The organism is Actinoplanes sp. NPDC019969 (genome assembly GCF_055562375.1).
This window is the reverse complement of record NZ_JBVHFK010000004.1, coordinates 347,935-370,332: the sequence shown is the minus strand read 5'-3', so window position 1 is coordinate 370,332 and position 22,398 is coordinate 347,935. Positions and strand designations below refer to the sequence as shown.

Here is a 22,398-nt window from a genome sequence, read left to right as displayed (position 1 = left end):
TCTCAGTGGACCAGCAGGGCCACGAGCCTGCGCAGCTCGGCGTCCGGGTCGGTGGCGAGGCCCATGTGGACCGGTCCGGCCCGCAGGATCGTGCTGCGCGGCGCCACCAGCCAACGGAACCGTTCACCCAGCCGCATCTGTTCCGCCGCGCCGCCGCCGGAGCAGGTCCGGTCCCAGGCATCCAGCGCCGCCCGGATCCCGTCCACGTCGGCGGCCGGGTCCAGCGCCCGCAGCCGCGCCGCGTCCAGGTGTGTCAGCGCCGACAGGAAATCGTGCCGCTGACTGTACAGAAGCACGCCGACATTGATCAGCTCGCCACGTTCGATCCGGGGCACGGCCTGGATGATCGCGTACTCGTAGGGGGTGAGTTTCGCTGTCACGGCAGCCACGCCTCCGGCTGCTCGGCCCGCCGCGACAGGTGGTTCAGATAGGCGTCGCGGTCGCCGTCCTCCAGCCACTCGCCCGGCACCAGCCCGATCGCCTCGGCCAGCAGTTCCGGCGTGATCCTGGCCGCCAGCCGCGGCCCTTCCACGGCGACCTCGGTGGCATACGGTTTGAGCACGTGATCGTCCCACTGGTACGGGCGGTGCACCACGTTCTCGGCCCGCGCCCAGTTGTGGTGGAAATACAGCGTCGCACCATGGTCGATCAGCCACAGGCCGCCGTGCCAGATCAGCAGGTTCGGGTTCCGCCAGCTGCGATCCACGTTCTCCACGAACGCGTCGAACGCCAGCACCCGGCTCGCCAGCCCCGCCCCGACAGGATGCGCCACCGGGTCGTAACCCAGCGCCCCCGGCAGGAAATCCATCCCGAGGTTGCCCCCGGCACTGGCCTTGATCAGCTCCTGGACCTCCTCGTCCGGCTCGGCCCGCGCCACCACCGGATCCAGCTCCACCCGGGCCAGCTCCGGCACCGGCAGCCCCAGCCGCCGCGCCAGCTCCCCGGCGATCACCTCAGCGACGAGAGCGCGAGGGCCTTGACCGGCCCCGCGGAACTTCACCACATAGGTCCCGAGATCGTCGGCCTCGACAACGCCAGGCAGCGACCCACCTTCCCGGAGGGGCGTGACATACCGGATTGCGGTCACTTCACGAAGCACGCCACCAACCCTACGGACCTTGATCCCCGCTCCCGGGAACCGGGGCCATCCACTGGGGCATCCGGTCATGGCGGGGGGGACTGTGCCAGGAGCGGTGTTTCCGGCCCGACACGCCGGGCTGGGGTCTGGCGGGATGGGCACTGTGAGTGATGACATCGAATGTTGTGAGTCCACGGAAGAAGATCGAGGGTGACGGGCGGCAGCTGTCGCCGGAGCAGGCTGCCGCGGCGGCGATGGTGGCCGAGGCCAAGGCTCGCGGGCTGGAGCTGACCGGCCCGAACGGACTACTCAAGCTGTTCACCAAGAACGTTCTCGAGACGGCATTGAACGAGGAGATGACCGAACACCTCGGCCATGAGAAGAACCAGGCCGATCCGGGTCGTGAGACAACAAATGTGCGTAACGGCAGTCGCGGTAAGACGGTGATCTCGGATGCCGCCGGGGAAGTCAGGATCGATGTGCCCCGGGATCGGGAAGGCACTTTCGAGCCGCAGATCGTCAAGAAACGGCAGCGACGGTTGACCGAGGTCGACGAGATCGTGCTGTCGTTGTATGCGAAAGGCATGACGACCGGAGAGATATCCGCGCACTTCGCCGAGATCTACGGTGCGTCGGTGTCGAAGGAGACCGTTTCACGGATCACCGACAAAGTCGTCGCGGAGATGACCGAATGGTCGTCACGGCCGCTCGACCGCGTGTACGCGGCCGTGTTCATCGACGCGATCGTCATCAAGGTCAGGGACGGCCAGGTCGCGAACCGGCCCATCTACGCCGCCATCGGTGTCACCGTGGACGGCCGTAAGGACGTCCTGGGCCTGTGGGCGGGCGCCGGCGGTGAGGGCGCCAAGTTCTGGCTCAGCGTCCTGGTCGATCTGAAGAACCGGGGCGTGGCCGATGTGTTCTTCGTCGTTTGCGACGGCTTGAAAGGGCTGCCGGACAGCGTCGAGGCGGTCTGGCCGCAAGCCATCGTGCAGACCTGCATCATCCACTTGATCAGGAATACGTTCCGGCTGACATCTCGGGCAGACGCGGACGCGATCAAGCGGGACATTCGGCCGATCTACACGGCCGTGAACGCGGACGCGGCGGCGGCCGCCCTGGACGAACTGGACGAGAAATGGGGTACGAAATATCGGGCGATGATCCGGCTGTGGCGTAACGCTTGGAACGAGTTCATTCCTTTTTTGGACTACGACGTCGAGATCAGAACGGTCATCTGTTCCACGAATGCTATCGAGTCGTTGAACGCCCGCTACCGGCGGGCCGTGCGTGCTCGTGGACATTTCCCGAGTGAGCAGGCCGCGTTGAAGTGTCTGTATCTTGTAACCCGCAGCCTGGACCCGACAGGGACCGGCCGCGCTCGGTGGACGATGCGCTGGAAGCCGGTGCTGAACGCCTTCGCCATCACCTTCGGTGACCGCTGGCCGGCCGCCGAGACCTACTAACCGAGAGCCGGAAACACCGATCTTGGTACGGACCCTGGCGGGGTCGTTCCGTGCTTCCGGGTGAGATTTGACCGTCCTGGGCGTCGGGTTCGGTCGTCGAGGTCCGCCCTGGTCCTTTGGGCTTGTCGGCTTCTTCTCGGTCTTTGCTCGGCGCTTTGATCGCCGGCAGCCCTCGGCCGCCATGCCGCGGATGCAGGCGGGCCGACCGATCTCTCGTTGAGCGCCCATTCGGCTGAGTGGCTCGCACCCCCTGTGATCATGGACGGAGGTGCGCGCGATTCGAATCTGGGGAGTGGCAAGTCCTCGTCCAGCGGAGAGGGCAGGATGCTCGGGGCGTGCGGGTCCGGAGCGAGGCCCGTGTCCGATCTTGTGGATGCGGTATCGGAGTGGAGCGCACAAGATCGGTATGGCGGTCGAAATTGTGCGTCTCGCTCCGGAAAGCCGGTGCTCCGAATCCAAGATCGCGAGACTGGCCGATCTTGGATTCGGGAGGCCGGGGCGCAACGCCCAAGATCGAAGTTTGAGATCGTCGCTCATGTACTTACTTCTATGGGGATTTGTCCGCCCACCGTCCGTTCAGTCGGACGCACCGGCCCCAGTGCGTCTCACTGCCGCAACTCCTGTCGAGAGATTGCGGATGCGGACGTGACCGGGGAAGAAGTTGTTCCGCAGGTTCGCCGTCTGAGCTTGCGGCGGGTGAGCTGCGCGGCCTTCTCAAACCGCTGAGGGTTTGCGAAGGCTCTTGTCGGGCGCGGTAGCGCCGTTGGGACCACCCACAACGGTGCGGGTGGTCCGGATTTCGGCTGTGGCGTACGGCCGGCACGGCCAGCCGTACGCCAGAACGGTCACCGCAATGGTCGGTGATGGCTCGCGTTCAGTCGCGGGTTTCGATGGGTGAAGCGGTCAGGCGTCCGGGCCGCGGCGGCGGAGTTCGTCGACGTGGGTCATGGCGGTGCGGAGTTCGGTGAGCCAGTCCTCGGTGTGCCGGCCGACCAGCTTGACGCACCAGGCCAGCGCCTCGGAACGGGAACGTGCCACGCCGGCGTCGACGAGTGTGTCGAGGACCTGGCGTTCGGGCTGGCGGAGGCGGGTCATCACGGGTGCGGACAGGTGGGTGAAGAGCTCCGAGGTGTCGCCGCAGCGGACACCCCAGGCGACCTTGCGCTGATAGCGGTGCTCGACCTGACGGGCGACCCGGATCCGGCTGTCACGGGTGTCCTCCCGGAACTGGCTGATCCGGCCGGCCTGACTGGCGGCCAGATCAGCGTCGGTGGCCTCGGCGGCCAGGTCGGGGCGGGGAAGCCGGCCCCAGATGATGATCTCGTCGCGGTCGATGATGATCTCGGGCTGCTCGGTGAACCATCCGTCGGGGATCGCCCCGGTGATCCAGGCGGCAGCGTCGTCGGCGTTGGGTGGCTCAGTCCGCCCACCGGGCGGAGCGATTCGGACGCGCATGTCATCTCCCTCTGCTTACCTGATTACATGCTTACAACCTTTCGCGGCGATCGGCCATGGTGGTTCGCCCACGGCGAACCGGGACTTCCTCAACAGTCCACCGGGGCGTGCTTCCTGATGGTGCGGTGCGGCGTGTCCCTGGAACGCGGTGTGGCCCTTTCCGCCGGGCGGCATGGCGCGGCGAGGGGTGAGGCCGGGCGTGGGTGCGCCGGTCACGGTGGCCGGAATGGCCCGGTCGCTTGGTGAGGCCGGGCGTGGGTACGTCGGTCACGGTGGCCGGAATGGCCCGGTCGCTTGGTGAGGTGCGCGGCTGGGCGGGTGAGGGCTGATTGCGCGGGGCCGTGGTGGTCGCCGTTGTCTGTGAGGCACGGGGCTCGGCGGGGGTGATCGCGAAGGCTTGTGCCGGTCGCGGTCGTTTTGTGAGGCGAGGGCGTTGCCTGGAGTGCGCGGTTCCCGAGGTTGTTGTGATGGTCCGGTCATTGCCCGGGTCAGGCGGACCGTGACGTCGGGGTCCGTGGCGGAGTGTGGACCGTGACGTCGGGGTCCGTGGCGGAGTGTGGACCGTGACGTCGGGGTCCGTGGCGGAATGTGGACCGTGACGTCGGGGATTCGTGGCCGGGCGGCGCGGGATGGGAGCCGGAATCGGCGAACCGCCCCGGCGCCGGAGCATCGGCGACGAGGCGGCTCGGGATCGGGGCGGCGGTGAAGCCGGTGGCGTCCGGTGCCGGGAGTCCCCTACGCTCCGGGCGGAGCCAATCCAGAGCGGCCGGCGTGAACGCGGCGCGACTCATCGGGTCCCGGAGCTTTGGGAGCGCTCCCATGACGGACGTTACCGTACATTCACGGTCCTGAAAAGGTCCTGGGCGCTGATCGGTGCGGGCAATTGCGACATGCCAAGACGGGCAATTTGCACTCGCCGCCTTGTGGACGACAGAATGAATGCGACGACGAGCATTCGCGGCCCGACTTCGCGCGCACGCCCGGACGTCACTCGAATGAACATGGCGTAGGAGCGAACAACCGTGGCCAAGCAGATAATTACCGTGCTGACCGACGACCTCGACGGTGGGGACGCCGACCGTACCGTCGAATTCGGTCTCGACGGGGTCAACTACACGATCGACCTGTCCGAGAAGAACGCCGGCAAGCTGCGTAAAGCTTTGGAACCGTTCCTCTCCGCGGCCACCCGGCTGGGCCGTAACGGTAACGTCGCCACCACTGCCCGGCGTGCCGTTCCGGCGGCGTCGAGCCGTTCCAGCCGCGACCAGAATCAGGCTATTCGCGAGTGGGCCAACAAGAACGGTTATCCGGTGTCCGAGCGTGGCCGGATCCCCAGTAACGTCGTCGAGGCGTACCACAACAAGCGCTAGATCGACGGGAATCGGCGCCGTCCGGGAGTGCCCGGGCGGCGCCGTGGGTCTCGCGGCCGACGGCCGTGACCGGCGCGTTCGCCGCGGCCGAGGGCACTGCCCGGCCGATGGTCGGCGACGCCGGCGATCCGGCTGTGGCGCGGGAGGCCGGCGCCCTGATCGGCGGCGCCGCGTCGCTCCTCGCGCCCGGCGAGCGGGTCAGGGCGATGGTCGCGCTGAATCCGATGGCCCTGATCCGGTTGTTGCGTGGGCAGCGGACCGGCTCGATTGCGAACATCGGCCCGGTGGCCGGTGAAATCCGCATCGGCGGGGGATTTCCGGCGGCCGAGTTCGGGCTGCGGGGGGATCCACGATTCGGTACGCCGGGAAGCCGGGCCCGGATTTCTTGACCGCGCACCGTTCCGGCCCGGCCGCCGTGGAACGGGCGCGGCGCCGGCAGGTCGTTCCCGGAAAGTGCCGGGCGGCGAATACGCCGCCGTTCGTCACCGGCCGGCTCTATGCCGGCCGGGCCGCGCGAAAATAGCCGCCCTCCGGAAATGCCGCCGCGCTGACCAGCCCGGTAAAGACTTCCTTAAGACGGCAATGAGTGGTTCAAACCCGCCGTCCGGGGTACTCCACAGCACCATGCGTGTAGTGATCGTGGGCGCCAGCGGCAACGTGGGCACCGCCCTGCTGCGCCGTCTCCACACCGAGTCCGACATCGAGATCGTCGGTGTCTCCCGCCGTACCCCCGACCCCACCGGCCCGTACGCCGATCTCACCTGGCATGCCGTCGACGTGGGCGCGGACGACGCGCCCGACCGCCTGGCCGCCGCCTTCGACGGGGCCGACGCCGTGGTCAACCTGGCCTGGCAGATCCAGCCGAGCCACGACCAGCGCCGCCTCTACCGGACCAATGTGCTGGGCAGCCGCTCGGTCTTCCGGGCCGCGATCCGGGCCGGCGTGCCCACTTTGGTGCACGCCTCCTCGGTCGGCGTCTACGCGCCCGGCCCGAAGCAGGCGTTCGTCCGCGAGACATGGCTGCGCACCGGCGTCCCGGAGTCCTCCTACAGCCGGCACAAAGCCCTCGTCGAACGCATGCTCGACGAGATCGAATCCGATCACCCGACGCTGCGGATCGTCCGGCTGCGTCCGGGGCTGATCTTCCAGCGGGACGCCGGGACGGAGATCGCCCGTTACTTCGCCGGCCCGCTGCTGCCCGCGAGACTGCTGCGGTTCGGGCGGATCCCGGTCGTGCCCGCGCACCCCGGGCTGCGGATGCAGGCGGTGCACGCCGACGACGTCGCCGAGGCCTACCTGAGCGCGCTCCGGGCCGACGTGCGGGGCGCCTTCAACATCGCCGCCGGCCCCGTGCTCGACGCCGGGCTGGTCGGGCGCGCTTTTCACGGCGTACCCCTCAAGGTCCCCGGTCTTCTCCTGGAGGGCGCCGCCGCGCTGACCTGGCAGCTGCGGCTGCAACCGGTGGACCGCGGTTGGGTGCGGCTGGCGCTGAAGGCGCCGCTGATGAGCTGTGACCGGGCGGCCGCGGAACTGGGCTGGCGTCCGCGGACCGACGCCGTCAGCGCGCTGCGCGAACTGCTCACCGGCATCGCCGACCACGCGCACACCGACAGCCCGCCGATGGCGGACGACCCCGGGCAGCCGGGACGGTTCGGCGGCCTGCTGCGCGGCCGGCTCCCCGGCACGGGGAATCCTTACTGACCGATTCGGGTCAGACGGCGATCGAGTGCGGGCTGCGGAGCCACGCCAGAACCTCGGTGGGGCCGAGCGGGCTGGAGAACAGGTACCCCTGACCGAGCGGGCACCCCAGCCGCACCAGCACGTCCCGGTGCGTCGCGCTCTCGATGCCCTCGGCGACCACCGTCAAGCCCAGCGACTGGGCCAGGCTGACGATGCCGCTGACCAGGGCCATCGGCTGCGGGCTGGTGACCATGTCGTCGATGAAGGTCTTGTCGATCTTGATGATGTCGATGGGGCGCTGCCGCAGGTAGCCGAGTGACGAGTACCCGGTGCCGAAGTCGTCGATGGCGATCCGGATGCCCATCTCGCGCAGGGCGCCGAGGTCGGTCCAGATCCGCTCGTCGTCCTTGACCAGCAGGGTCTCGGTGATCTCCAGGATCAGGGACCGCGGCGGCACCCCGGTGTGCGCGAGCGCCGTCCGGACCTGCTCGACGAAGCCGCTCTCCCGGAACTGGCGGACCGACACGTTGACGCTGACGTACGGGGCCTGACCGGCCGGCAGGATGCGCCGCCACTCGGCGACGGTGCGCAGCGCCTCCTCCAGCACCCAGCGGCCCATCGGGACGATCAGCCCGCTCTCCTCGGCCACCTCGATGAACTGGTCCGGGGTGACGATCCCGCGCTTCGGATGGTGCCAGCGGACCAGCGCCTCGAAACCGACCGCCGCGCCGGTGGGCAGGTCCACGATCGGCTGGTAGTGCAGCAGGAAGTGACCCTCGTTGACGGCGTGGTCGAGCGCGGACCGCAGCTCCAGGCGTTCCACCATCTCGTTGTGCAGGTGCGCCTGGTAGCGGCGCCACTGGTTCTTGCCGGCGCCTTTGGCCACGTACAACGCAAGATCCGCCTGCCGCAGCAGCTCGTCCGCGTCGCTGCCCTCGGGGGTGGTGGTGATGCCGATGCTGGCAGCCGCGTACAGCGGCTTGGCATCGGTGACGATCGGCTCGGCGAGGGCCGCGAAGATCCGGTTGGCGGTCTCCTCGACGGCGCCGGGGTCGTTGACGTTCTCGACCAGCGCGGCGAACTCGTCGCCGCCGAGCCGGGCCGCCGTGTCGTCGGCCCGCAGCGCCCCGGCGATCCGGTGCGCCACCGCGATCAGCAGCTGGTCGCCGACGGCGTGGCCGAGCGTGTCGTTCACGATCTTGAAGTCGTCGAGGTCGATGAAGAGCACCCCGATCACCGAGCCGTCCCGGGCGCTGCGGGCCGCCGCGTGCCGCAGCCGGTCGTTGAAGAGCACCCGGTTCGCCAGCCCGGTCATCGCGTCGTGGAACGCCTGGTGGGTCAGCTCGTTCTGCAGGCGGCGCTGCTCGGTCACGTCCCGCATGGTGATGACCAGGCCGGCCACCGTCGGTTCGGCGCGCAGGTCCCGGCAGTGCAGCTCCAGCAGCACCTCGGCCTGCCGGTGGCTGCGGGCCCGGAAGTCGAGCAGCTGGTCCAGCTCGTGACCGCCACGGACCGCGGCCAGCACCTCGCCCAGCCGGTCCCGTTCCCCCGGGTGGATCACCTCGGGCAGCAGCGCCCCGGTCGGGTCACCCCCGAAGACACCGAACGCGGACGGGCTGGCGTACCGGATCCGGTCCTGCTCGTCGATGATCGTGATGACGTCGGCGGTGTTCTGGATCAGCGTGCGGAAGTACGTCTCGCTGTTGCGCCGGGCCACCTCCTGACCGAGGGCGATCCGTTCCAGCGCGAGCGCCACCTGCCCGGCCAGCACCTCCACCGAGCGTTGCAGCTCCAGCAGGGCCCAGGTCGGCGCGGCCACGTGCAGCACGCCGACCAGCGGATCCCCGCCCGGCCGGTCCTTGAGCACCATCGGGCAGCGCAGCGTCTTGGTGAACTGGGTGAGGCGTACCGCGACCGCCCAGTCCACCTCCCGGGTCGGGACCAGGCGGGCCGCGGTGCCGGTGGCGCGGTCCACCGCCGCCTGCACCGCCGCCTCCGGGGCCTGCGGCTCCGACTGGGTGATCGCGATGGCGAGGACCACCCCGTGCGGCACGTCGCCGGGGATGAGCTGAGCGACAGCGGTGCGTACCGCCAGGCCGACGGCCTCGCTGTCGTTCGCCGACACCAGCGCCGCCGACGCCTCGCGCAACGCCCGTTCCCGGGACATCGCCTGCCGGTGACTCGTCATGATCCCGGCCATCCGGGCCAGCACCAGCGCCACCATCAGCGTGCTCAGCGCGGCCACCACGGTCAGGCCGGCGAACTGGCCGTCCCGGAACATCTTCACCAGCAGCACCGTCGGTGCTACCAGGGCCGCCCCGCAGAGCAGGGCCAGCCGGGCGCTGCTGGTCTCGGCGACCGGCTCCTCGGCCGGGCGGGTCAGCTCCGCCATCGACGGGATCAGCGCCGCCATGCCGGCCGCCGCGTACAGGGCCAGATGCCCGAACGCGGACCCTCGGCCGACGTCGGCGGCGAGCAGCGCGACCACCCCGGCGCCGAGCAGGTAACCCGGCGCGACCAGGCGGCCCGGCATGGTCGCGAGCCGGACCAGCAGCCCGAGGCAGAGCAGATCGGCGACCGGCATGGCGACCTCGGTCCAGCCGGCGCCGACCGAGCCCTCGAGCCGCGGGCCCACCACGAACGTCCAGATCAGCAGCGCCACCCCGGAGGTGACGGTGAGCGCGTCGAGCAGCCCGGCGCGGTCCCGGGACGAGCTGGTGCGCCGGTCGACGAAACCGGCCAGGGCGACGGCGAGGGCGGCGTACGCGACCAGCAGCAGAGCGGTCCCGCCCGGTTTCAGCCACAGCAACCAGTCGGCGACCCGGGCCGGAGCGTTCGCGGCCGCGCCACCGGTGGCGGAGAGGACGACGGCGCCGGCCAGGACCCACCAGGGACGTACGTCGTCCGGCCTGCTCCGCCGGAGCCCCAGACTGATCGCGACCACCGCGGAGACGCCCGCGGCCAGCCGGATCGGGGCGTGCAGCGCCGGCTGCAACCCGAAGGCCACGCCGAGCACCACCATCCAGGCGCCGAAGATGGTTGCCGGCCACCGTGTCGGCATCGGCGCTCCCTCCCGATGGGCTCCCGTCGTGACTGTTCGGCCCGGTGGGCGGGGATCTGAGCGACAACGGCACAATCGGGGCGTGCTTCTTGAATTCGTCCAGGCCCACACCGTCCTGGCGCCGGTTCCGTTCGTTCCCGAGGTCCGGCTCCACCAGGCCGGCGACCCGATCGCCCTGTGGGAGGCGACCGAGGAGGCCGGGACGGAGCAGCCGCCGCCGTTCTGGGCGTTCGCCTGGGCCGGCGGGCAGGCACTGGCCCGGCACATCCTCGACGACCCCGACCTGGTGTCCGGGCGCAGCGTCCTCGACCTGGCCACCGGATCCGGCCTCGTGGCGGTCGCCGCGGCCCGGGCCGGCGCGCATCCGGTCGTCGCCAACGACATCGACCCGCTGTCGCTGGCCGCGGCCCGGGCCAACGCCGAGGCCAACGAGCTGCGGGTGGAGACGGTCGAGGCGGATCTGCTGGACAGCGACGAGTGGTACGGGGTGGTGCTGGCCGGCGACGTCTTCTACAGCCGGGAGATGGCCGGGCGGGTCCTGCCGTTCCTGCGCCGGGCGGCAGGCCGTGGATCGCTGGTGCTGGTCGGTGACCCGGGCCGGGCCTACCTGCCGGACGGCCTGATCGAACGGGCGGTGTACGACGTGCCGGTCGTCGAGGAGCTGGAGAGCATGCCGATCCGCCGTACCAAGGTCTGGCAGGTCACCGCCTCCTGACCGGAACGGGGTCAGAGCAGGGCCAGCAGCCCGTGACCGTCGGGGACCACCTCGTCCGGTTCGGCCTGGGTTCCGCCGGAATCGGCGCGCCCCGAGGGCATCAGGATGGCGGTGCCGATGTCGGCGCGGCGGGCGCAGGCGATGTCGCGGCGACGGCTGTCACCGACGAACCAGCAGGCGGCGGGGGAGATGCCGAGGGCGTCGGTGGCGGTCCAGATCATCTGCGGGTTGGGTTTGCGGACGCCCGCCTCGTCGCTGTAGACCTGCACGGCGAACAGGTCACCGACGCCGGCGTGCGCCAGGAAGTCGCGGTGGGCGGCGCCGGACAGGGTGTTGCTCACCACGGCGAGACGGATGCCGCGGCCGGCGCAGGCGGTGAGGAACTCCGGGATGCCGGGGCGCAGCGCCCAGCCCTCGCGCCGCGCCCAGTCGTAGCTGAGCCGGGGGATCGCGCCGCGCACCCGCGCCTGGGCGAGCCGGGGCCAGTCGCCGATCACGAAGCGTTCCCAGACGTCGAGCTGGGGCAGTTCGTCGGGCCAGTCCTCGTCACGCCAGCGGGCGTAGGCGTCGGCGCCGTCCTTCAGCGACCGCTGGATGCGGCCGGGGGAGAGCGCGCCGTCGATCAGGTTGTACAGCCGCAGCACGAGGTCCGGCTGGTCGGCGCGGAACGGGGCGTCGGCCAGGACACCGCCGAAGTCCAGCAGGACCGCCTCCGGCGTCACCGGACCTGGCCCAGCGTCCAGGCGCGGACGCCACCGACGATGCCGGCGGTGTTCGGCACCACGACCACGTCGTCGCCCATCCGGGCCAGCTGGGCCGGGGTGATCAGGCGGGAGTTGCCGCCGCCCAGATAGACCCGGTCCCACAGGAACACCGGGCGCAGGCCGTCGACCACGTTGCGGACCCGGCGCGACCAGAGCGCATCGCCGAGGCGGCGGCGTTCGTGCTCGCCGATGTACGTGTCGTAGGACATCCCCCAGCGCACCGGCGCCTGCGACATCTCCAGGTGCGGGGCCAGCTCGCCACCGTCGAAGAGGGCACAGCCCAGCCCGGTCCCGAGGGTCAGCACCAGCTCGCAGCCGGTGCCCGCGACCACCCCGGCGCCGTGCACCTCGGCGTCGTTGAGCACCAGCGTCGGCAGCCCGAACGCCTCGGCCAGCGCGGTCCGGGCGTCGAAACCGTGCCACGCCTCGACCAGCTCCGGATCGACCTTGGTGCGCGGGCCGCTGCGAGTCACGTAGTGCGGAGTGGCGACCACCACCCCGTGCCGGATCATCCCGGGCATGCCGACCGTGACGCGGTCCGCGTTCGGCAGCTGCTCACCCAGGTTGACCAGCGTCTTCACGAACAGGTCGGGCGGCAGTGGATAGGGCGTGGGCACCCGGATCGGCTGGGCCCGCATGGTCCCCGCCTCGTCGAGGACGGAACCCTTGATCCCGCCACCACCACAGTCGATCGCCAGGGTGAAAGCCACTCGGCCAGTGTGCATGTGGATCGCCTCCCCAGCCGGTAATTGTGCCGGGTGTCCCGCTATCCCGCCTCTTCCGCCCACACGCGCCAGTTGTCCAGCACGCCGTGCAGGGCCGGGGTGAGCCAGCCCGGCGCCGAACGCCGGAACACGCCCGGGTCCATCGAACCGGCGCCCGCGGGCAGTGCGCCGACCAGGTGCGGGACGAGTTCGCCCAGGTTGGCCCAGTGGACCAGCTCGGGTTCGGCGGGCCAGGCGCCGAGGATCACCCGGGCCGGGACGGCGCGCCGGTTCAGCGCCTCCAGCGTCAGGGCGGTGTGGTTCAGGGTGCCGAGGCCGGCCCGCGCCACCACGATCATGTTGGCGCCCAGCGTGGTGGCCAGGTCGGCGAACGTCCACGGGTCGCCGGACGGGCGCAGGCCCATCGGCACCAGCAGCCCGCCGGCGCCCTCGACCAGCACCAGATCATGTTTCGCGGCCTCCGCCCGGACCGCGTCGACCACGTCGAACAGGTCCAGCGCGGGCAGCCCGGCCACCTTCGCGGCGGCCAGCGGGGCGAGCGGCTCGGGGTATTCGGCGAGGGTCCGCACGGTCGCCGGGCCGGCCAGCCGGGTGACCACCTCGGCGTCGGTGGGCGCACCGGTCGCGATGCCGGTCTGACCGGGTTTGATCACGGCGACGCGGAGTCCGGCGGCCTGGGCGGCGGCGGCCATCGCGGCGGTGGCGATGGTCTTGCCGACCTCGGTGTCGGTGCCGGTGACCAGCACGATCCCGTGCCATTCGTCCGGGTTGCCGGTGGTTCGGGCGGGTTCGGCTTCGCGGCTCTCCCCGGGATCCGGCGAGGCGTCGGCGGTGGGCGGGGCCTCGCCGGCGGGTGACGGGTCCGCCGTGGGCGGGGTTTCCGGCTGCGGGGGTACGGGCGGAGCCTGCTCCCCGTCGTCCGCCTGCTCTCCGTCGTGCTCCTGGTCTTCGCCGCGCGCCTGCTCCCCGTCGTGCGTCTGGTCTTCGCCGTGGGTCTGGTCTTCGTCGTGCGCCTGCGACGCAGCCTGCCCCCCGCCGTGCGCCTGCAACGGGTCCGGCTCCGGGGCGGCGACCGCGCGCGGTGCCACGTCCGGCAACCCGTGACCGCCGCCACGACGAGCGGGCGTCAGATCCGGCAGTTCATGACCACCGTCGCGGTGAGCGGGTGTCAGGTCGGGCAGTGTGCGACCACCGTCGCGGTGAACGGGTGTCAGGTCCGGCAGTCTTCGGCCGCTGTCGCCGTGAGTGGGCGTCGTGTCCGGCAGCCCGTGACCGCCGTCGGGGCGCGGGAGTGGCGGAACCACGGACAGGTGCGGGGGATCGGCGGTCATGGCGCGCACTCCAGGATCACGGTCAGGGCTCGGGCGAAAGCCTCCTCGGCCACGCCCGCGTTGACGGTCAGCCGCAGGCGTGAGCTGCCGTCCGGTGTCGACGGTGGGCGGAAACAGCCGACCGCCACCCCGCGGTCCCGGCAGTCGGCGGCCCAGGCCACGGCGGCCTCGGGTCCCGGCGCCGGCACCGACAGCACCCCGGCGGCCGGATCGCGGGCCGGGAAGCCCGCGTCCCGCAGCCGGGCGGCGATCAGCCGGCCGCGGCGGAACAGGATGTCCCGCCTGGCGTCGGCGGCCCGGGCCACCTCGACGGCGGCGAGCACCCCGGCGACGACGGCGGGCGGGGGCGCGGTGTCGTAGATGAAGGTGCGGCCGGTGTCGACCAGGTGGCCGATGAACGCTTGCGGGCCGGCGACCACACCGCCGGCGCCGCCGAGCGACTTGGACAGGGTGGCCGTGATGATCACGTCGGATCGCCCGGCCAGGCCGGCTGCCGTGACCCCGCCGGAACCCTGCGGGCCGAGAAGGCCGAGCGCGTGCGCGTCGTCGACGATCAGCAGCGCGCCGCGGGCCGTGGTGACCGCGTGCAGGGCGGCGAGCGGGGCGAGGTCGCCGTCGACGGAGAAGACCGACTCGGTGATCACGGCGGCCCGGCCGGGGTGGGCGTCCAGCAGGGCGGCGACGGCGGCCGGGTCGTTGTGCGGGGCGACCTTGACCGGCAGCCCGGCGATCTTGCAGCCGTCGATCAGGGACGCGTGGTTGTAGGCGTCCGAGACGATCAGGTCGCAGACCCCGGCGACGGCCCGGACGACGGCCAGGTTGGCCAGGTAGCCCGAGGAGAAGACCAGCGCGGCCTCGGCGCCGAGCCAGCCGGCCAGGGCGTCCTCGAGAGCGGCGTGGGCGTCGGTCGATCCACGGACCAGGCGGGAGCCGGTGGCGCCGAGCCCGTACGCCGCAAGCGCCTGCCGTGCCGCGTCGACCACCCGCGGGTGATCGGACAGACCGAGATAGTCGTTTCCGGCGAGATCGACGACGGAGTCGTCGGCCGATCGCGGCCGCAACTGACGGGTGAGCCCCGCCTTGGCCCGCTCACGGGCCAGACGGCCGATCTCCTCCAGCCAGTCCGCCAAGACACCCCCATTGATCACCGGAACGGAAAACTATCACCCAGCTCTGACAGTCCTACCGCGCTGGGAACTCTGTAGGGTACGGGCATGCCAGAGATCCTCGACCGGGCCCGTGCCCGGGTGCTCGACAACGGTGCCGATCTCGCCGAGGCGGACATCCTGGAGGTCCTTCGCCTCCCCGACGAGGATCTGCCGGAGCTGCTGCAACTGGCCCATGACGTCCGGATGAAGTGGTGCGGCCCGGAGGTCGAGGTCGAGGGCATCGTCTCGCTGAAGACCGGTGGCTGTCCCGAGGACTGTCATTTCTGCTCCCAGTCGGGCCTTTTCGCATCCCCCGTCCGGGCGGTGTGGCTCGACATTCCCTCCCTGGTGGAGGCCGCGAAGCAGACCGCCGCGACCGGCGCGACCGAGTTCTGCATCGTCGCCGCGGTCCGTGGGCCGGACCAGCGCCTGATGGACCAGATGCGGGCCGGCGTGAAGGCGATCAAGGAGGCGGTCGACATCCAGGTCGCCGCCAGCCTCGGCATGCTCAGCCAGGCGCAGGTCGACGAGCTGGCCGAGATGGGCGTGCACCGGTACAACCACAATCTGGAGACCTGCCGCTCCTACTTCCCGAACGTGGTGACCACCCACTCGTGGGAGGAGCGCTGGGACACGCTGACCATGGTCCGCGAGTCCGGCATGGAGGTCTGCTGCGGCGGCATCCTCGGCATGGGCGAGACCCTGGAGCAGCGGGCCGAGTTCGCCGCGCAACTGGCCGAACTGGACCCGCACGAGGTCCCGCTGAACTTCCTCAGCCCGCGGCCGGGCACCCCGTTCGGCGACCGCCCGGTGGTGGAGGGCCGCGACGCGTTGCGCGCCATCGCCGCCTTCCGGCTGGCGATGCCGAGGACCATTTTGCGGTACGCCGGCGGCCGCGAGATCACCCTCGGCGACCTGGGCACCCGGGACGGCCTGCTCGGCGGCATCAACGCGATGATCGTCGGCAATTACCTGACCACGCTGGGCCGCCCGGCCACCGCCGACCTGGAGCTGCTGAAGGACCTGAAGATGCCGGTCAAGTCCCTGTCGGCAACCTTCTGATGTACTGCGATCGCTGTGGCGAGCCGGGCACCCACCCGGACTGCGTGGCGGCACGGCGACTCGAACCGCCGCGTTACTGCGCCGACTGCCGCCGCCGGATGAAGGTGCAGGTCGTCCCGACCGGGTGGACCGCCACCTGCGTGGAGCACGGCGAACGCCGAGGCTAGCGGCTTTCCGTGTGTGTATCTCGGGCGTGCATGACGGCCGAGATACACACACGGGGACGCTCTAACCCGCGACCCGCTCGGTGGCCGTGCGCAGCGTGACGGTGACCATCGCGCCGTCCCGCTCGATCGGCCCGGCGCCGACCCGGCGCAGCGTGCGCAGCATCGCCGCGTTGCCGGCGCCGGTGTGCGCGACCAGCGCCACCACACCGGTCCGCGCGGCGTGGGCCCGCAGCCGCCGCAACAGCGCCGTGCCGATGCCGCGCCGCTGCCACTCGTCGGTGACCAGCACGTGCAGCTCGCCCAGGTCGCCCTCGGCGACCAGGCTCGCCATCGCCACCACGGCGCCACCCGGCGCGACCGCCAGCAGGGTCCGCCCGGCGGCCGGCTCCAGCAGGCGGCGCAGCCGCTCCGTGCCCGGGACACCACCGGGGAAACGCTGCCGCAGCGTCATCGGCGCGCACTCCTCGTGGAACTCGGTCACGGCGGCCAGATCGTCCGGCCCGGCCGGGCGCAGCGTCACCTCGGCGCCGTCCGGCAGCAGCAGGGCGATCTCCTCGCGCTGCCGGCGGTGAATGCCGGCGGCGACCTCGACCAGGGCCTGCGCCCGGGCGAACTCGGCCGGGGTGAACGCCGGCAGCGCCCGCAGCACCTCCAGGGAACCGCCGGACGGGTCGGCCAGCGTCATCCGGCCACCGTGGAAACCGGGCCGGTCGTCGGGCGAACCGGGCCGCCAGCGGACCTCGGCCGCGTCCAGCAGGGCGGCCAGGGTCTCGCCGAGCGAATCCGGCTCGTGCACCAGGCGGCCCGCCAGCGCCAGGGCGCGGGTCGGCTGGTCGGCCAGGCCCTGCGGGTCGGCCCGGGTCACGAACGCGTCCCGCCCGCGGCCCTTGGCGACCGCGGCCAGCAGGTCGGCCTCGGTCAGCTGGTCCGGCGCGTCCACCAGGAAGTCGTCGACCGCGCCCTCCTCGGTGGTGTGCACCTGGACGGCGAGGATGTTGACCGACCGCAGAGCCAGGCTCGCGGTCAGCACCGAGAGATAACCGGGACGGTCGTCGACCGTGGCCCGGACACGCCACAAAGCCATTCGGGGCACTCCTTTCCTGCCACCTCCAGAGTGCCCCGCCGTTGTTGCGCCGGTATTGCTCATGCCCGGATCCCCGGGGTTAGGACGATCACATGCGCTGGGCGGCGGCGGGCGTGACCACCGAGTCCAGGCGGTCGCCGAGGATGACGGCGGCGGCCCGGACCAGCTGCGCGATCCGGTCCACCTCGGTGACGTGGAAGGCGGCGGCCGGCAGGTCGTCGTCATCGGTGCGGGCGACCACCAGCACCAGCCCGGCCCGGCCGAACGGGGCGACCGCGTACCGCGCGCCGCCGGGCTCGGTCATCGGGCGGGCACGCAGCGGGGTCACCTCGGGCAGGTGCAGCGGGGACGGGGCACGCCAGCTCGCATAGACCACGCCCGGCCCGGTGGCGTCGCCGGTGCCGGTGCGGGCGGCCCAGTCGGCCGGCACCATCGCGGCCGCGGCCCAGTCGGCGGCCAGCAGCCCGGGGACCGCGTCGACCAGGGTGGCCAGACCGTCCGCCGGGTTCGCCGCGACCTGCGCCAGCAGCTCGGCGTCGTGACCACCGTTGACCGGGGCCCCGATCGCCTTCCACACCCCGTCCACCTGCACGCCGGGGATGGCGGCGAGCCCGGCGAGGAGACGCTCGACCCGGGAGGCACCCGGCCACACCACGGTGAAGTCGTCGACCGCCCGGCCGCCCAGCCGCTCCAGCACCACGACCTGGACGATGTCGGCGCCGGCCACGCCGAGGGTGCGCGCGACCTGGCCCAGCGCTCCGGGACGGTCCGGCAGGGTGATTCGAACCCGCAGCAACATGTAACTCCTCCCGTCGCGACGGCCGGTGGCGCCGTCCTGCCTCACCACCCTGCCGAAGTGGCGTTTCGGACCGATTGCACGGCCGTGTCCCGGTCGTCAAGATGCCGGTTCACCTCCCGCGTGTGTCACGCCGGGCGCGACCAGCGGCAGAATCGGGCGATAGGCTCGGGGCATGATCTGTGACGCCTGCCGGGAGCGGCGGCACGACGGCTGCCGGGGCGGCTCCTGGTGCGACTGCCAGCACCGCGAGCCCGAACCCGTCCCGCCGGTCACCGGCCCGCCCGGTCCATGAACGTCCTGCCGTCCTCGGCGGACGAACTGGTCGCCCGCTACCCCCGGGTGGACGCGCCACTCCTTCGGGTGAACTTCATCGCCAGCGCCGACGGCGCGGTCGCCGTCGACGGTCTCTCCGCCGGGCTCCAGGGCCCCGGCGACAAGGAGGTCTTCGACACCCTGCGGATGGTCTGCGACGCCCTGATCGTGGCAGCCGGCACGATCCGGGCCGAGGGCTACGACGCGCTGCGGCTGACCGCCCCGGCCCGGGAGTGGCGGGTGGCGCACGGCCTGCCCGAGTTCCCGCTCATGGTGATCGTCTCCGGTTCCCTCGACCTGGACCCGGAGCAGCTGATCTTCTCGGACGCGCCGGTCCGCCCGATCGTGCTCACCCACCACGCGGCGCCGGCCGACCCGCCGATCGCCGAGGTGGCCGAGGTGATCCGGCTCGGCGACGACGCGGTGGATCTGGCGGCCGCGGTGCGGCTGCTGCACGGGCGCGGGGCCGGCCAGCTGCTCTGCGAGGGCGGCCCTGGCCTGCTCGGTGCGCTGATCGCCGCCGACCTGGTCGGCGAGCTGTGCCTGACGGTCGCCCCGCTGCTGGTGGGCGGCGCGGCGGGCCGGATCGCGCACGGCCCGCCGGTCCCACCGCGCCGGATGTCGTTGCGGCACGCGCTGACCCGCGACGACATGCTTTTTCTGCGGTACGCCCGGAGTTAGGGCAACTGCCCGGCCCGGTCGACGACGGCGATCCCGATCCGGGCACGTTCCCCGTTCACGTGGCCGGCCGGCACGTTCCCGTACGGCCTGGTCAGCACCTCGCGTTCGCCCAGGTAACGGTAGGTTCGCGCGTCGAAGATCAGGTCGAACCGGGAGCCGTCCAGGACGTGCCCGACCGCGATGCCCTCGCGGCCGGCCAGGTCGGTGACGTTCTCGTGCACCTCGGTCCCGGGCACGCCGGCCAGCGCCTCGAAGATCGCCGCCTCGGCCGCCGGCGGGATGTACCGTTCCGCCAGCAGCTCCTCGGCGGCCGCCACGAACACGCCCCGGTCCTTCGGCTGCCCGCCGGTGTAGAGCTTCTCGAGGTGGGCCCGCATCGCCGCACCGCCGGTCGGCAGGTCCCGCAGATAGGCCGGGTGCACCGGGCAGGGCTGACCGGCCGCGATGCCCTGGCAGCGGTCCAGCGCGAAGCTCGCGTCCCGGGCGGGCAGCGGCGCCGCCGTCGGGTCCACCCGTTCCTGGCGTACCAGGCCGTCCCGCGTGCCGTCGGCGGACTGCCAGGCCCGGCGGCGTTCCAACTGCGCCGGTTCGATCGTCTCCGTTCCGTCGTGGTGCGTGGTGGTGCCGCTGTACCGCAGGAGCGACTCCACGTACACGAACTGGTCCGCGCGGGCCGGCAGCACCGGCTCCTGCCGGGCCTCGGCGGCGGCCAGCGTCAGCACGGTCCGCGCGGTCGGCGCCGGTGGCGGGGTGGGTTCCGGCGGCCGGGCCACCACCACGGCGGCGACCGCGACGGTGGCGGCGAACGCGGTCACCGGGCCGATCCGCCAGGCCCAGCGTGCCGCCGCCGGGCGGGTCCGTGGGCGGGCGCCGGTGAACATGCCGTCGCGGGCCCGGCGGCGGGCCTCCGGCGAGATCGGGGCGGCCTCGGCGCGGAAGCCCTCCAGCAGGTCCAGGTCGTTCATGCCACCGTTCCGTTCGTGAGATCGAGTTCGAGGCCGGGGAAGTCGCGCAGTGCCGTGCGGATCCGGCGGCGCGCGCTGTGCAGGCGGGACCGGACCGTGCCGACCGGGATGTCCAGGGCGCGGGCCACCTCGGCGTAGCTGAGCTGCGCCTGGCTGACCAGGGTGAGCACCTCGCGCTCCTTCACCGGCAGTTTCGCCAGGACGACGGCGAGGGCGCGGACGTGAGCGGCGGCGGTCACCCGGGCGGAGATCCGGTCGTCCGGGTTCTCCAGCGCGGGGTCGACGCCGGTCCGGGCGAGCGCGCGGTACTGCCGTACCTCGGTGCGCTGGTGACCCCGGAGCAGGTTCGCGGCGATCCCGTAGAGCCAGGGCAGGGCGTCGGGCTGGTTGTCGTCGTACCGGTGCCGGCCCCGGAAGGCGATCAGGAACGTCTCGGCGGTCAGATCGTCGGCGAGCACCCGCCCCGCCCGCCGGGCCAGGTAGCGGTGGATGGCGTCGGCGTGCCGGTCGAAAATCCGGCCGAAGGCCTCCGGGTCGTCCGCGGACCGCAGGATGAACAGCAGGTCCGGTTCGGTGTCGACCGGGGTGCTTCGGGCTGCTCGGGTCATGGCGCCCTTTCCGGTGTGGGGTGTTCCGTCACCCGGTCATTGACCGATCCCGGCCGATCGGTTCGAAACCGGGCGCGCCTCACACGCGGGTTCAAGATCTTGTGCGTAACTCGTCTGATGGACACCACAGGTTGTGGAACGTCACGGGCGCGGGCATTTTGTCGTACCTCTGAGGCAACATGATCCCCGTGTCTGATGAAACTTCCCCCGTCGGACGCGTGCTCGGGACTGCGGACGCCACGCCGCTGCAGTTCTGGACCGCGGTCACCCCGGGCAGCTACCTCCAGCTCGACGACGTCGTGGTGACCCGGCGCGATCTGCCGGACCGCGAGCCGGTGACGATCGCCGGGGTGGTGACCCAGGTGCGGGCGCGGCACGAGGGCGCCCAGTTCGACTCGGACGTGTTCGCCATCGCCGACGGCACCCTGCCCGCGATGGTGCAGGAGGCGGCCGAGATCACCACCACCCGTGTCGACCCGGAGCTCTACGTGCCGCCCGCCCCCGGCGCCGTGGTGCACCGGGCGTCCGGCGACGCGCGGGACGCGGCGCTGCACTTCGACCGGATGGAGCGGCGGGTCCCGATGGGCACCGGCCGCGACGGGGTCCCGGTCTTCCTCAACGCCGACTTCCTGGACGGCACCCGGGGCGCCCACGTGTCGATCTCCGGCATCTCCGGCGTGGCGACCAAGACCAGTTTCGCCACGTTCCTGCTCTATTCGGTGTTCCGCTCCGGTCAGCTCGGCGCCGACGGCACCAACGCCCGCGCCCTGATCTTCAACGTCAAGGGCGAGGACCTGCTCTTCCTCGACCACCCGAACACCAAGCTGGACGACCGGACCCGGGAGGCGTACGCGCTTCTCGGTCTGCCCGCCGCACCCTTCCCGGACGTCCGGGTCTACGCCCCGCCCCGGGCCGGCGAGTCGTCCGGCGCGCCCGACGTGGCGAGCCGGCTGACCGGCGTCGACTCGTTCTACTGGACCCTCGCCGAGTTCTGCGAGAACAAACTCCTGCCGTACGTGTTCGCCGACGCCGACGACGAACGCCAGCAGTACACGATGGTGGTCCACTCGGTGACCGCCCACCTGAACCGTTACGCCGTGCCCGCCGAGGGCGGCGTCAGCATCGACGGCAAGCGGATCAGCTCGTACCAGGATCTCGTCGACCACATCGTCGAGCAGCTCACCGACGACGACACCCGGTCCACCTGGGCGGGCAGCGCGGTCAACATGGGCACCGTCAACGCGTTCGCCCGGCGGTTGATCGGCAGCAAGCGGGACCTGTCCCGGTTGATCCGCGGCGACCTGGCGCAGCGCCGCCCGCATCAGATCAAGACCGCCGACAGCGCCCAGGTCACCGTCGTCGACCTGCACAACCTGCCGGATCGGGCGCAGCGGTTCGTGGTCGGTGTGACGCTGAAGACCGAGTTCGAGGAGAAGGAGAAGTCCGGCACCGGCCGCCCGCTGCTCTTCGTCGTCCTCGACGAGCTGAACAAATACGCGCCCAGGGAAGGTTCCTCCCCGATCAAGGAGGTGCTGCTGGACATCGCCGAGCGGGGCCGCTCGCTCGGCGTGATCCTGATCGGCGCCCAGCAGACCGCCAGCGAGGTGGAGCGCCGGATCGTCACCAACTCGGCGATCCGGGTGGTCGGCCGGCTCGACCCGGCCGAGGCGTCGAGGCCGGAATACGGGTTCCTGCCGCCCGCGATGCGCCAGCGCGCCCTGCTGGCCCGGCCCGGCACGATGTTCGTGAACCAGCCGGACATCCCGGTGCCGCTCTGTGTGGAGTTCCCGTTCCCGGCCTGGGCGACCCGCAAGTCGGAGTCCGGCCCGCCGCCGGCCGAGACGCTGCGCTCGATAGTGCAGGGCGCCGACCCGTTCGCGGTGGTCGGCGGGCGACCAGGCGCCGACGACGACATCCCGTTCTAGAG

The 22,398-nt window shown here is 71.7% G+C and carries 21 protein-coding genes; 9 read left to right on the top strand and 12 right to left on the bottom strand.

What is annotated here, in order from left to right:
- Positions 1-2 precede the first annotated feature (2 nt).
- On the bottom strand, positions 3-380 hold the full coding sequence (locus ACZ3II_RS15065; RefSeq protein WP_465518216.1) for a DUF3037 domain-containing protein: 378 nt from the start codon (positions 378-380) through the stop codon (positions 3-5).
- Positions 377-1,168, bottom strand: coding sequence for a HipA family kinase (locus ACZ3II_RS15060; protein WP_465518215.1), 792 nt, complete (start codon positions 1,166-1,168; stop codon positions 377-379). Before ACZ3II_RS15060 ends, ACZ3II_RS15065 begins: the two co-directional genes overlap by 4 nt.
- 95 nt (positions 1,169-1,263) lie before the next feature.
- Here ACZ3II_RS15060 and ACZ3II_RS15055 point away from each other — a divergent pair, with 95 nt between their 5' ends.
- Positions 1,264-2,544 (top strand): IS256 family transposase, encoded by a 1,281-nt coding sequence (locus tag ACZ3II_RS15055; protein WP_465518407.1) that lies wholly within the window; start codon positions 1,264-1,266, stop codon positions 2,542-2,544.
- A gap of 903 nt (positions 2,545-3,447) precedes the next feature.
- Here the strand turns inward: ACZ3II_RS15055 and ACZ3II_RS15050 are convergent.
- Positions 3,448-3,999 carry a hypothetical protein gene (locus tag ACZ3II_RS15050; protein ID WP_465518214.1) on the bottom strand — a complete coding sequence of 184 codons (552 nt, stop codon included), beginning with the start codon at positions 3,997-3,999 and terminating at the stop codon, positions 3,448-3,450.
- Positions 4,000-5,021: 1,022 nt separating this feature from the next.
- On the opposite strand from ACZ3II_RS15050, the gene ACZ3II_RS15045 reads away from it, so the two are divergent.
- The 3 genes from ACZ3II_RS15045 to ACZ3II_RS15035 all read left to right on the top strand — a co-directional run bounded on the left by ACZ3II_RS15045 (position 5,022) and on the right by ACZ3II_RS15035 (position 7,070).
- A complete protein-coding gene (locus ACZ3II_RS15045; RefSeq protein ID WP_043526407.1) occupies positions 5,022-5,369 on the top strand; it encodes a histone-like nucleoid-structuring protein Lsr2 in 348 nt (115 codons plus the stop codon).
- A gap of 65 nt (positions 5,370-5,434) precedes the next feature.
- A complete protein-coding gene (locus ACZ3II_RS15040) occupies positions 5,435-5,758 on the top strand; it encodes a hypothetical protein (RefSeq protein WP_465518213.1) in 324 nt (107 codons plus the stop codon).
- A gap of 235 nt (positions 5,759-5,993) precedes the next feature.
- Positions 5,994-7,070: an NAD-dependent epimerase/dehydratase family protein gene (locus tag ACZ3II_RS15035; RefSeq protein ID WP_465518212.1), complete on the top strand. Its 1,077-nt coding sequence runs from the start codon at positions 5,994-5,996 to the stop codon at positions 7,068-7,070.
- A 10-nt stretch (positions 7,071-7,080) separates the two neighbouring features.
- Here the strand turns inward: ACZ3II_RS15035 and ACZ3II_RS15030 are convergent, their stop codons facing one another.
- The gene (locus ACZ3II_RS15030) at positions 7,081-10,110 is read right to left on the bottom strand and encodes a putative bifunctional diguanylate cyclase/phosphodiesterase (RefSeq protein ID WP_465518211.1); all 3,030 of its coding nucleotides are present in this window, start codon (positions 10,108-10,110) and stop codon (positions 7,081-7,083) included.
- Positions 10,111-10,192: 82 nt separating this feature from the next.
- Here ACZ3II_RS15030 and ACZ3II_RS15025 point away from each other — a divergent pair, with 82 nt between their 5' ends.
- Positions 10,193-10,825 carry a class I SAM-dependent methyltransferase gene (locus ACZ3II_RS15025; RefSeq protein WP_465518210.1) on the top strand — a complete coding sequence of 211 codons (633 nt, stop codon included), beginning with the start codon at positions 10,193-10,195 and terminating at the stop codon, positions 10,823-10,825.
- 11 nt (positions 10,826-10,836) lie between these two features.
- Here the strand turns inward: ACZ3II_RS15025 and ACZ3II_RS15020 are convergent, their stop codons facing one another.
- From ACZ3II_RS15020 to ACZ3II_RS15005, 4 genes are all read right to left on the bottom strand, one after another.
- On the bottom strand, positions 10,837-11,547 hold the full coding sequence (locus ACZ3II_RS15020; RefSeq protein ID WP_465518209.1) for an HAD family hydrolase: 711 nt from the start codon (positions 11,545-11,547) through the stop codon (positions 10,837-10,839).
- Positions 11,544-12,299: an ROK family protein gene (locus ACZ3II_RS15015; RefSeq protein ID WP_465518208.1), complete on the bottom strand. Its 756-nt coding sequence runs from the start codon at positions 12,297-12,299 to the stop codon at positions 11,544-11,546. Before ACZ3II_RS15015 ends, ACZ3II_RS15020 begins: the two co-directional genes overlap by 4 nt.
- 56 nt (positions 12,300-12,355) lie before the next feature.
- The gene (gene bioD, locus ACZ3II_RS15010) at positions 12,356-13,063 is read right to left on the bottom strand and encodes a dethiobiotin synthase (protein WP_465518406.1); all 708 of its coding nucleotides are present in this window, start codon (positions 13,061-13,063) and stop codon (positions 12,356-12,358) included.
- A 578-nt stretch (positions 13,064-13,641) separates the two neighbouring features.
- The gene (locus ACZ3II_RS15005; protein WP_465518207.1) at positions 13,642-14,775 is read right to left on the bottom strand and encodes an 8-amino-7-oxononanoate synthase; all 1,134 of its coding nucleotides are present in this window, start codon (positions 14,773-14,775) and stop codon (positions 13,642-13,644) included.
- An 84-nt stretch (positions 14,776-14,859) separates the two neighbouring features.
- Here ACZ3II_RS15005 and bioB point away from each other — a divergent pair, with 84 nt between their 5' ends.
- Positions 14,860-15,855: a biotin synthase BioB gene (gene bioB / locus ACZ3II_RS15000; protein WP_465518206.1), complete on the top strand. Its 996-nt coding sequence runs from the start codon at positions 14,860-14,862 to the stop codon at positions 15,853-15,855.
- Positions 15,855-16,022 (top strand): biotin synthase auxiliary protein BsaP, encoded by a 168-nt coding sequence (bsaP, locus tag ACZ3II_RS14995; protein WP_465518205.1) that lies wholly within the window; start codon positions 15,855-15,857, stop codon positions 16,020-16,022. The genes bioB and bsaP overlap by 1 nt, the downstream gene beginning before the upstream one ends.
- A gap of 61 nt (positions 16,023-16,083) precedes the next feature.
- Here bsaP and ACZ3II_RS14990 read toward each other — a convergent pair whose 3' ends face one another.
- Positions 16,084-17,106: a GNAT family N-acetyltransferase gene (locus tag ACZ3II_RS14990; protein ID WP_465518204.1), complete on the bottom strand. Its 1,023-nt coding sequence runs from the start codon at positions 17,104-17,106 to the stop codon at positions 16,084-16,086.
- An 88-nt stretch (positions 17,107-17,194) separates the two neighbouring features.
- Positions 17,195-17,905: an ACT domain-containing protein gene (locus ACZ3II_RS14985; RefSeq protein WP_465518203.1), complete on the bottom strand. Its 711-nt coding sequence runs from the start codon at positions 17,903-17,905 to the stop codon at positions 17,195-17,197.
- Between the two features lie 288 nt (positions 17,906-18,193).
- On the opposite strand from ACZ3II_RS14985, the gene ACZ3II_RS14980 reads away from it, so the two are divergent.
- Positions 18,194-18,898 carry a pyrimidine reductase family protein gene (locus ACZ3II_RS14980; protein WP_465518202.1) on the top strand — a complete coding sequence of 235 codons (705 nt, stop codon included), beginning with the start codon at positions 18,194-18,196 and terminating at the stop codon, positions 18,896-18,898.
- On the opposite strand, the gene ACZ3II_RS14975 is transcribed toward ACZ3II_RS14980, so the two are convergent.
- Both ACZ3II_RS14975 and ACZ3II_RS14970 read right to left on the bottom strand, forming a co-directional pair.
- Complete coding sequence (locus ACZ3II_RS14975; protein ID WP_465518201.1) at positions 18,895-19,863, bottom strand: CU044_5270 family protein; 969 nt, start codon at positions 19,861-19,863, stop codon at positions 18,895-18,897. The genes ACZ3II_RS14980 and ACZ3II_RS14975 overlap by 4 nt on opposite strands.
- Positions 19,860-20,471 carry an RNA polymerase sigma factor gene (locus ACZ3II_RS14970; RefSeq protein WP_465518200.1) on the bottom strand — a complete coding sequence of 204 codons (612 nt, stop codon included), beginning with the start codon at positions 20,469-20,471 and terminating at the stop codon, positions 19,860-19,862. The genes ACZ3II_RS14975 and ACZ3II_RS14970 overlap by 4 nt, the downstream gene beginning before the upstream one ends.
- Before the next feature lie 179 nt (positions 20,472-20,650).
- On the opposite strand from ACZ3II_RS14970, the gene ACZ3II_RS14965 reads away from it, so the two are divergent.
- Positions 20,651-22,396, top strand: a complete 1,746-nt coding sequence (locus ACZ3II_RS14965) for an ATP-binding protein (RefSeq protein WP_465518199.1) — start codon at positions 20,651-20,653, stop codon at positions 22,394-22,396.
- Positions 22,397-22,398 lie beyond the last annotated feature (2 nt).